Source organism: bacterium, assembly GCA_030654305.1.
In the GTDB taxonomy this organism is placed as follows: domain Bacteria; phylum Krumholzibacteriota; class Krumholzibacteriia; order LZORAL124-64-63; family LZORAL124-64-63; genus PNOJ01.
Genome location: JAURXS010000485.1, coordinates 1 through 9,320 on the forward strand (window position 1 = coordinate 1; position 9,320 = coordinate 9,320).

A 9,320-nucleotide genomic window follows, 5' to 3' on the forward strand; every position below is an offset into this window, starting at 1 on the left:
TGCATCACCGAGGGCGTGCCCACCCTGGACATGGTCAAGGTCATGCCCTACCTCGCCGAGCGCGGCGTGCGGCTGGTCGGGCCCAACTGCCCCGGCTTCATCAACCCCGGGCAGAAGGCCAAGCTCGGCATCATGCCCACCAACATCGTGGCGCCCGGGCCGGTCGGCCTGATCTCCCGCAGCGGGACGCTGACCTACGAGGTCGTCGACGCCCTGACCCGCGCAGGCCTGGGCCAGACGACGTGCCTGGGCATCGGCGGCGACCCGGTCATCGGGACGAACTTCATGGACGCCCTGCAGGCGTTCCACGCCGACCCCGAGACGCAGGCCCTGGTCATGATCGGGGAGATCGGCGGCGACGCCGAGGAGCGGGCCGCCGACTTCGTGAAGGCCAACATGAAGATCCCGGTCGTGTCGTTCATCGCCGGCCGCACGGCGCCCCCCGGCAAGCGGATGGGCCACGCCGGCGCGATCGTGTCCGGCGGCTCGGGCACGGCGGCCGAGAAGAAGAAGGCGCTCGAGTCGGCCGGCATCCCGGTCGCCGACCGCCCCGCGGACGTGGTGCCGCTGCTGCAGCAGATCTGGAAGCGTTGAACCGATCCGTCGAAAGGACGTCGCGTTGGAGCAGACCTACATGATGATCAAGCCGGAGATCGTCGCCGCCGAATCCCAGCAGATCGGCGCGATCCTGGCCCAGGTGCAGCGGGCGGGCTTCCGCATCCGCAACCTGGCGCTCAAGAGCCTCAGCCGCGCCACGGTGGAGGAGTTCTACGCCGTCCACCGCGAGCGGCCGTTCTTCCCCGAGCTGGTGGACTACATCGCGTCGGGCCCGGTCGTGGCGATCCACCTCGAGCGCGACCAGGCCGTGGTCAAGCTGCGCGAACTGGTCGGGGCGACGAACCCCCGCGACGCCGCCTGCGGCACCCTGCGGGACCTGTTCGGGGCCTCCCTATCCCAGAACGCCGTTCACGCCTCGGATTCGCCCGAGAACGCCCAGCGCGAGATCGGCATCGTCTTCGGCGAGGGCCGGGGACCGGGCCGCGCGTCTTGACAGACGGCGATCGCGCTCGTAACGTGGGGCGCTTGCACGGCGCCGGGCCGGGGTGGGCCCGGTCGGGACGCGGTCGTGCGCCCGGAATGAAGCTGAACCTGGACACCCTGCCCTTCGGCCGCTCCGCCCTGGAGGTGGAGGAGACCTTCCACGTCGAGGACGAGGAGGGCGGCGGGGACGGTCTGTCCGTCCGCGGCGAGCTGGCGGTGGACAACGTCGACAGCCGTGTCCTGGTCGCCGGCGTCCTGGCGGTGTCCTGCCCGGCGGTCTGCGATCGCTGCCTGGAGGCCTTCACCATGGCCTACGAGGCGGGCGTCGACATCCAGATCATCCGGGCGAAGCCGGGGGCCCCCGACGAGGAGTCGCCCGACACCTGGATCCTGTACCAGGCGCGCGGCGAGGTGGACCTGGACGAGCCCCTGCGCGAGGCCGCGCTGCTGGACCTGCCGATCAAGCGGGTCTGCCGCGAGGACTGCCTGGGATTCTGCCCCACCTGCGGGGCGGACCGTAACCTGAAGGACTGCGACTGCCCCCGGGAGCCCGCCGACCCCCGCTGGGACGGGCTGGATTCCTGAACATCGGAAGCGAGGCATCGAGATGGCTGTTCCCAAGAAAAAAACCAGCCACATGCGCAAGGGCACCCGCCGCGCGCACTGGCACCTGGCCACCCCCAGCGCGTCGAAGTGCGCGCACTGCGGAGCGCCCTGCCGCCCCCACCGCGTCTGCCGCGCGTGCGGCCACTACGGCGCCCGCGAAGTGATCGTGATTGAAAAGAGCTAGCGGAAAAGAGCTAGCGGAAAAGCTCTAGTCGGCGGCGAGAACCGGCAGGGAGGTCGGGCATGGACGTCAGCGCGACGCGCAAGGTGGTCGTGGCGGTGGACGCCATGGGCGGGGACTTCGGTCCCTCCGTGGTGGTCCCGGGCGCCGTGGCGGCCGCGCGCGCCGAGCCCGGTCTGGCCCTGGCCCTCTACGGCGACCCCGACACCCTGGACGCCCAGCTCGGCGAACTCGGCGCGCGCGACCTGCCCGTCGAGGTCGTGGCCTGCCGCGACCGCATCGAGATGGGCGAATCGCCGGCCGCGGCGGTCAAGGGCCGCCCCGACGCCCCCATCGTCCGGGCCACCCGGGACCACCGCGAGGGCCGCGTCCAGGCGGTGGTCAGCGCCGGCAGCACCGGCGCGCAGGTCGCCGCCAGCCTGATGATCCTCGGGCGCCTCGAAGGCGTCGACCGCCCCGCGATCGCGACCGGCATCCCCACCCTGAACGGCCGCTTCCTGCTGCTGGACGTCGGCGCCAACGTGCAGTGCACCCCCGAGCACCTGCTGGTCTTCGCGCTGCTCGGCGACGAGTACGCGCGCCGCCTGCTGGACGTCGAGACGCCGCGCGTCGGCCTGCTGAACATCGGCGAGGAGCCGACCAAGGGCACCGAGCTCTGCGTCCAGGCCCACGCCCTGCTGCGCGACGCCCCCCTGAACTTCGTCGGCAACGTGGAGAGCCGCCACCTGCTGGACGGCGCGGCCGACGTCGTGGTCACCGACGGCTTCACCGGCAACATCGCGCTGAAGCTCGTCGAGGGCTTCGGGGGCTTCCTGCAGACGGCGGCCCGGCAGTTCCTCGCCGGCGGCGCCGTCGACGCGGGGGAGGGCCTGCGCGGGCTGCTGCACCGCCTCGACTACACGTCCACCGGCGGCGCCCTGCTGCTGGGCGTGCGCGGCTCCTCCATCATCTGTCACGGCGCCAGCCCCGCCCGCGCGATCCAGAGCGCGGTGCTGGCCGCGGGCCGCATGGCCAGGCTCGACCTGCCGGGCCTGCTGCAGCAGCGGCTGGCCGCGCGCGCCTGACCCGCAACCCGCGAAAGGCCGGCGATGTTCAAGGTTCCCATGCTGTTCCCGGGTCAGGCCTCGCAGTCCGTCGGCATGGCCGGCGACCTGGCCGCCCGCGGCGGGCCCGGCGCCGCCTTCCTGGCGACCGTCGACGACGCGCTGGGCTTCGCGCTCACGCGCGTGATGTACGAGGGCCCCGAGGCGACGCTCACCGAGACCTGGAACGCGCAGCCGGCCATCCTCGCCCACTCGGTCGCCGTCGCGCTGGAACTGCGCGAGCTGGGGATCGCGCCGAGCGTGGTCGCCGGCCACTCGCTGGGCGAGTTCTCGGCCGCGGTGGCGGTGGGCGCGCTTTCGCCGCGCGACGGCCTGGCCCTGGTGCGCCGCCGCGGCGAGCTGATGTTCGCCGCGGGGCAGGAGCGCCCCGGCACGATGGCGGCGATCATGGGCCTCGATGCCGACACCGTGCGGCGGGTCTGCGCCGAGGTCGCCGCGGACGCCGGCGTGGTCGTGCTGGCCAACCACAACTCGTCCAACCAGGTCGCCATCTCCGGCGAGATCACCGCCGTCGACGCCGCCTGCGAGGCGCTCAAGACGGCCGGCGCGAAGCGGGCGCTGCGGCTGAACGTCAGCGGCGCCTTCCACTCGCCGCTGCTGTCGGGCGCGGCGGATAGCTTCGCCGCCCACCTCGCCGACGTCGCGATCGCGGACCCCGCGGCGCCCCTGGTGGCCAACGTGACGGCCGCCCCGTCGACGACCGCGGCGGAGCTGCGCGAGGGCTTCCGGCGGCAGCTCACCTCGCCGGTGCGCTGGCACGAGAGCCTGGCGGCCCTGGTGTCCGGCGCCGTGACGGGGGAGCGCCCGCGCGTCGTGCTGGAGGTCGGTCCCGGCAAGGTGCTGTCCAACCTGGCCAAGCGGGAGTACCCCGAGGTGACGTTCCTGGCGGTGGGCACGTCCGAGGAGCTGGACAACGTCCTGGACACCGTCCGGGGCCTGTTGGCATAATCCGGGCCCGACCCGGCCGCAGCGGAAGGATGACCCGTGAGCAACCGCATCGTGATCGTCACCGGCGCCAGCCGGGGCATCGGCGCGGCGATCGCCCGGCGACTGTCGGCGGACGGCTACGACCTGGCCCTGGTGGCCCGCAACGCCGACGCCCTGGCCGAAGTCGCCGCCTCGCTGCCCGGCGCCGGCCGGCACCTGGTGCTGCCGGGCGACGTGTCGAGCTACGAGGCGGTGGAGGCGGCGGTCGGCCGGGTCCAGCAGGAACTCGGCCCGGTCTACGGCCTGGTCAACAACGCCGGGATCACCCGCGACGCCCTGCTGGTGCGCATGTCCGACGCCGCCTGGCGCGAGGTGCTCGACGTCAACCTGACGGGGACCTTCTACTTTACAAAGGCCGTCACCGCGTCTATGATGCGCCAGAAAATCGGACGGATCGTCAACATCACCTCGGTGATCGGCCTCACCGGCAACGCCGGCCAGGCCAACTACGCGGCGAGCAAGGCGGCCGTCATCGCCTTCTCCAAGTCCGTGGCCCGCGAGCTGGGCGGTCGTGCGATCACCTGCAACGCGGTGGCGCCCGGCTTCATCGAGACGGACATGACGGCGGGCCTGTCCGATGCGGTGCGCGCCGGCATGCTCGGGGATATCCCGTTGAAGCGCTTCGGCCAGGGCGAGGACGTCGCCGGTGCCGTCGCCTTCCTGTTGTCGCAGGACGCCGCCTACGTCACCGGGCAGACGCTCGTGGTCGACGGCGGCATGGTTACGTGAAACCTTCCCAAGGAGGGAACGGCTGACATGAGCTCCATTCAGGAAAAGGTCTACGAGATCATCGAGCGCAAGCTTTCGGTGAATCCGGAACAGATCACACCCGAAGCTTCGTTCACCGACGATCTGGGGGCTGACTCCCTGGACACCGTCGAACTCGTGATGGACCTCGAAGAGGTCTTCAACATCACGATCCCGGAAGAGGACCAGGAGAAGCTGCGGACCGTGCAGGATGCGATCGACTACCTCGAGTCGCACCTGGACGCGTAGCCGCGCCCTTTCCGTGAGCGAACCGTCCCCGGTCCTGCGGTCCCGCCGTCACGGACCGGGGCGATCCGTATATGCAGGGAGGATGGCATGGAACGCCGCAGGGTAGCGATCACGGGTCTCGGGTTGATCACGGCCGTGGGACGGACGCGCGACGAGACGTGGCGCGCGATCCTGGCCGGGACCAACGGCATCGCCCCGATCACGTCCTTCGACACGACCGACCACCGCGTGACCTTCGCCGGCGAGGTGAAGGGCTTCGACCCGACCGTGGCGATGGATCTCAAGGACGCCCGCAAGGCCGACCGCTACGCCCAGTTCGCGGTCTGCGCCGCGGCCGAGGCGATGGCCCAGGCCGCGCCCGGCGACCTCGATCCCGAGCGGGCCGGCGTGCTGATCGGCTCGGGCATCGGCGGGTTCCAGACCTTCGAGGAGCAGCACGCGAAGCTGCTGGAGAAGGGGCCCACGCGCGTCTCGCCGATGTTCATCCCGATGATGATCGCCGACATGGCCTCGGGCCTGGTCTCGATCGCCCACGGTTTCCGCGGTCCCAACTACGCCACGGTCTCGGCCTGCGCCTCGGCCGGCCACGCCATCGGCCTCGCGTACGAGCACATCGCCAACGGCACCGCCGACCTGATGATCACCGGCGGCAGCGAGGCCAGCGTCTGCCCCATGGCCATGGCCGGCTTCAGCGCCATGAAGGCGCTGTCGACCCGCAACGACGACCCCGCCCACGCCAGCCGCCCCTTCGACGCCGAGCGCGACGGGTTCGTGCTGGGCGAGGGCGCCGGCATCCTGGTGCTCGAGGAGCTCGAGCGGGCCCGGGCCCGCGGCGCCGTGATCCTGGCCGAGGTGGCCGGCTACGGTATGACCGCCGACGCCTTCCACATGACCCAGCCCGACAACGAGGGCAAGGGCGCGCGCAACGCCATGCGTCTGGCCGTGGCCACCGCCGGCCTGGACCTGACCGACATCGGCTACATCAACGCGCACGGCACCAGCACGCCCTTCAACGACAAGATCGAGACCCTGGCCATCCGCGACCTCTTCGGCGACCACGCGCGGAAGCTGGCGGTCTCCTCGACCAAGTCCATGACCGGGCACCTGCTGGGCGCCGCGGGCGGCATCGAAGCCGCTTTCACCGCCCTGGCGCTGAAGGAAGGGATCCTGCCGCCGACGATCAACTACAGCCATCCCGACCCCGAGTGCGACCTGGACTACTGCCCCAACGCGGCGGTCTCGCGCCCGATCGAGGCGGCGCTGTCGACCTCGCTCGGCTTCGGCGGGCACAACGTGTCCCTGTGCTTGAAACGCTGGCCGGATTGATCCCTGTCGGCCGGGGAGGCGCCATGGCCTCGTGGCGACGGTTCGTTTCCAGGCTGATCGCGGGCGCGCGGCGCGGCCGAGCGCCCCGCGGCGCCGTGGACGCGGCGCCGGCGCGTCCGGACGCCGAGTCCCGTATGCTGGCCGCCGCCGCCGTCGAGACCATGCTGGCGTACCGCTTCCGCGAGCCCTGCCTGCTCGGCCAGGCCCTGGTCCACCGCTCCCACCTGCACGCCTACGGCGACGAGCGCATCGAGTCCAACGAGCGCCTCGAATTCCTCGGCGATGCCGTGCTGGGCCTGGTCACCAACACCTACCTCTTCCGGGAGTACCCGGACCTGGAGGAGGGCGACCTGACCCGCCTGAAGTCGAAGCTCGTCTGCGGGGCGAGCCTGGCCCGGGTGGCGCAGCGCCTGGAACTGGGCGACCATATCCTGATGAGCCGCGGCGAGGCCGCCACCGGCGGTCGCGACCGCGACAGCATCCTGGCCGACGCCGTCGAAGCGATCATCGGCGCGGTGTACCTCGACGGCGGCCTCGAGGCGGCCCAGGCGGTCATCGAGCTCTGGCTGTTCGACCACGCCGACGAGATCCTGGAGCACCGCACGCTGGCCAACGACAAGAGCCGCCTGCAGGAGATCGTCCAGGCCCGCCACCGCGTGCCGCCGCGCTACCGGGTCCTGGAGACGACGGGCCCCGACCACGAGCGCGTCTTCACGGTGGAGGTCCTGTTCGGCGATCGCGTGCTGGGGACCGGCCAGGGAGCGAACAAGAAGAGCGCCGAGCAGGAGGCGGCCGGCTGCGCCCTGCAGCGCCTGGCGCAGGAGCCGTCGTTGCTCGACGCGGCGCCGGATTCCCGGTCCTGACGCAAAGGAACGCCCTTGTCGCGACACGCGCCGATCACCATCGCCCTGCTCCTCGCCCTGGCCGCCTGGCCGCTCGTCGCCACCGCCGTGGTGCCCATGTCCGCGCTGCCGACCGGCGCTGTGCCCGACAGCGCGAGCGCCGATCCGGGCGGGACGGATCTCGACCCCATCCCCCAGGGCGCCACCACCAGCTACATGGTCGGCTCGACCCTGCTGGCCGAGGGCGACCTGGCCGGAGCCCTGCCCTTCCTGGCCCAGGCCTACCGGATGAGCCCGGACGAGCTGACGTTCGCCCGCACCTACCGCGACGTCCTGCAGGAGATCGGCTACCTGCGCGACGCGACGGACGTCGCCCGGCGGATCGTGCTCGACCACCCCGACGCCTACGAAGGCTGGGAGCGGCTCATCGGCCTGGTCGTGGCCCAGGAGCGCTTCGCCGACGCCCGCGAGGCCGTGGACGCTTGCCGCCTGGCCCATCCCGACTCGACCCGCCTGGACCTGATCGAGGCCGAGCTGCTGCTGCGCACGCACGCCTGGGCCGAAGCCATGGCGGCGTACCGCAAGGCCCTGCCGCGGCATCCCGCCCACCTGGAGCGGATCTACGGGGCGATGGCCGAGCTCGCCTCCCTGCTGAACCGCCCCGAGGAGGCCGCCGCGCTCTGGACCGAGGGCCTCGCCGCGAAGCCGGCCTCGCGCTCGCTGCGCCTGGGCCGGATCCAGCATCTCGTGGACAACCAGCGCGACGGCGACGCCATGACCGTCGCGATCACGGGCGACAGCCTGATGGTCGCGCGCGGGGAGGGTCGGGCCTGGGTGGAACTCACCGCCGGCATGATCGCCCAGGCCGGCCGCGAGGAGGCGGCCATCGCCCTGCTGCTGCCCATGTGGGAGCGGGACGACCTGGACCTCGGCGCGGCGCTCCAGCTGAGCCGGCTGCACGCCCGCGCCGACGCCTGGGAGCAGGCCATCGCGCTGGCGCGGGCGATCGTCCAGCGCTGGCCCGAGGCCGCGCGACCGCACCTGTTCCTCGGGGAGTTCCTCGCCGGCCGCGGTGATCTGGCGGCGGGCGAGGCCGAAATCCGCAGCGCCGTGGCGCTCGGCGGCGCCGACCCCGACAACCTGCTGGCCCTGATCTCCATCCTGAGCCGGCGCCATCCGGACCTGTTCACCGGCCGTGCTTCCGACCGCACCGAGCAGGGGCCGGTGCGCGAGGTGCGGGAACTGGCGGACCGGGCGGCGTCGTTGCTGACCGAGGACGCGCCGCTCTCGGTGCGGATGATGCTCGGCGCGACCTACCAGGGACTGGGCGATCACGAGACGTCGATCGCCTTCTACGAGCGCGCCGCCGAGGATCCCGAGCTGCGGCGCAACGCCCTGCTGAACCTCTCGCTGGCCTGCGAGGAGACTGGGCGTCCCGACGAGGCGATGGCGGCCCTGGAAACCCTGCTCGCGGACCATCCCGACGACCACGTCGTCCAGAACGCCCTGGGCTACACCCTCGCCGACCACGAGCGCGACCTGCCGCGCGCGGAGGGCCTGATCCGCGCCGCCCTGAAGAGCGAACCCGAGAACCCCGCCTACCTGGATTCCCTGGGCTGGCTCCTGCACCGCAGCGGCCAGCACCTCGAGGCCTTCGATTACCTCGTCCGCGCCGCCAACGCCCTGCCGGAAGACCCGGTGATCCTCGAGCACCTCGGGATGGTGCTGCTGGAGCTCGGACGCCACGACCGCGCCTACGAGGTGTTCCTGCGCGCGCGGACGGCCGGCGGCGACAGCGCGACCCTGGAAGCGGTCCTGAAGGATCTCCAGCCGGCTGCAGCTGAAAACGGTGCACGATGAGACGGCGATGGCAGCCGGCCGTCGCCGGCCTCGTGGCCGGCTGGGTCTGCGCCGCCGCCGCCGCCGAACCGGAGCCCACGACGTGCGACCTGGAATTCGGCGTGACCAGCTGGCGGATCGACGCTCCGGTGGGGGAGGCCCTCGGCTCCGCGGCCTGGGTGCGTTGCCCCGACGGCGCGTGGCGCCTCGACCTGGCGCGGACTGCGCCCGGCGACCCCGAGACCGGCACGGCGGCGGCGGTCCTGGGCCGCCTGGGGGAGGGCTGGACGGCGGTCGCGCCGGGCGACGGCACGGTCGTCCTGCAGGCCTGGGACGGACCCCTGCGCACGCTCGAACCGGACCAGGCTTCGCGCCTCGCCGCGCTGCTCGCGCTGGCCG

The 9,320-nt window shown here is 72.4% G+C and carries 12 protein-coding genes; all 12 read left to right on the forward strand.

What is annotated here, in order from left to right:
• Positions 1 to 594 (forward strand): succinate--CoA ligase subunit alpha (locus tag Q7W29_13845; GenBank protein ID MDO9172903.1); only part of this gene is annotated, 594 nt, incomplete at its 5' end.
• 25 nt (positions 595 to 619) lie between these two features.
• Positions 620 to 1,051 (forward strand): nucleoside-diphosphate kinase, encoded by a 432-nt coding sequence (gene ndk / locus Q7W29_13850; protein MDO9172904.1) that lies wholly within the window; start codon positions 620 to 622, stop codon positions 1,049 to 1,051.
• 86 nt (positions 1,052 to 1,137) lie between these two features.
• On the forward strand, positions 1,138 to 1,626 hold the full coding sequence (locus tag Q7W29_13855) for a DUF177 domain-containing protein (protein ID MDO9172905.1): 489 nt from the start codon (positions 1,138 to 1,140) through the stop codon (positions 1,624 to 1,626).
• A 22-nt stretch (positions 1,627 to 1,648) separates the two neighbouring features.
• Positions 1,649 to 1,831, forward strand: coding sequence for a 50S ribosomal protein L32 (gene rpmF, locus Q7W29_13860; GenBank protein ID MDO9172906.1), 183 nt, complete (start codon positions 1,649 to 1,651; stop codon positions 1,829 to 1,831).
• Between the two features lie 59 nt (positions 1,832 to 1,890).
• Positions 1,891 to 2,892, forward strand: coding sequence for a phosphate acyltransferase PlsX (gene plsX, locus Q7W29_13865; protein MDO9172907.1), 1,002 nt, complete (start codon positions 1,891 to 1,893; stop codon positions 2,890 to 2,892).
• Between the two features lie 24 nt (positions 2,893 to 2,916).
• Positions 2,917 to 3,879, forward strand: a complete 963-nt coding sequence (gene fabD / locus Q7W29_13870; protein ID MDO9172908.1) for an ACP S-malonyltransferase — start codon at positions 2,917 to 2,919, stop codon at positions 3,877 to 3,879.
• A 36-nt stretch (positions 3,880 to 3,915) separates the two neighbouring features.
• On the forward strand, positions 3,916 to 4,647 hold the full coding sequence (fabG, locus tag Q7W29_13875; protein ID MDO9172909.1) for a 3-oxoacyl-[acyl-carrier-protein] reductase: 732 nt from the start codon (positions 3,916 to 3,918) through the stop codon (positions 4,645 to 4,647).
• 27 nt (positions 4,648 to 4,674) lie between these two features.
• Positions 4,675 to 4,914, forward strand: a complete 240-nt coding sequence (locus Q7W29_13880; GenBank protein ID MDO9172910.1) for an acyl carrier protein — start codon at positions 4,675 to 4,677, stop codon at positions 4,912 to 4,914.
• Positions 4,915 to 5,001: 87 nt separating this feature from the next.
• A complete protein-coding gene (gene fabF, locus Q7W29_13885; protein ID MDO9172911.1) occupies positions 5,002 to 6,240 on the forward strand; it encodes a beta-ketoacyl-ACP synthase II in 1,239 nt (412 codons plus the stop codon).
• A 23-nt stretch (positions 6,241 to 6,263) separates the two neighbouring features.
• The gene (gene rnc / locus Q7W29_13890) at positions 6,264 to 7,103 is read left to right on the forward strand and encodes a ribonuclease III (protein ID MDO9172912.1); all 840 of its coding nucleotides are present in this window, start codon (positions 6,264 to 6,266) and stop codon (positions 7,101 to 7,103) included.
• 15 nt (positions 7,104 to 7,118) lie between these two features.
• Positions 7,119 to 8,942, forward strand: a complete 1,824-nt coding sequence (locus tag Q7W29_13895) for a tetratricopeptide repeat protein (protein ID MDO9172913.1) — start codon at positions 7,119 to 7,121, stop codon at positions 8,940 to 8,942.
• The coding region (locus Q7W29_13900; protein ID MDO9172914.1) for a hypothetical protein at positions 8,939 to 9,320 on the forward strand (382 nt) is incomplete at its 3' end. The genes Q7W29_13895 and Q7W29_13900, both read left to right, overlap by 4 nt.

What these genes read in the sequence shown, in the direction of transcription:
- Q7W29_13855 (MDO9172905.1), top strand. Translation starts at nt 1,138, where the DNA reads ATGAAGCTGAACCTGGACACCCTGCCCTTCGGCCGCTCCGCCCTGGAG.
- rpmF (MDO9172906.1), top strand. Translation starts at nt 1,649, where the DNA reads ATGGCTGTTCCCAAGAAAAAAACCAGCCACATGCGCAAGGGCACCCGC.
- plsX (MDO9172907.1), top strand. Translation starts at nt 1,891, where the DNA reads ATGGACGTCAGCGCGACGCGCAAGGTGGTCGTGGCGGTGGACGCCATG.
- fabD (MDO9172908.1), top strand. Translation starts at nt 2,917, where the DNA reads ATGTTCAAGGTTCCCATGCTGTTCCCGGGTCAGGCCTCGCAGTCCGTC.
- Q7W29_13880 (MDO9172910.1), top strand. Translation starts at nt 4,675, where the DNA reads ATGAGCTCCATTCAGGAAAAGGTCTACGAGATCATCGAGCGCAAGCTT.
- fabF (MDO9172911.1), top strand. Translation starts at nt 5,002, where the DNA reads ATGGAACGCCGCAGGGTAGCGATCACGGGTCTCGGGTTGATCACGGCC.
- rnc (MDO9172912.1), top strand. Translation starts at nt 6,264, where the DNA reads ATGGCCTCGTGGCGACGGTTCGTTTCCAGGCTGATCGCGGGCGCGCGG.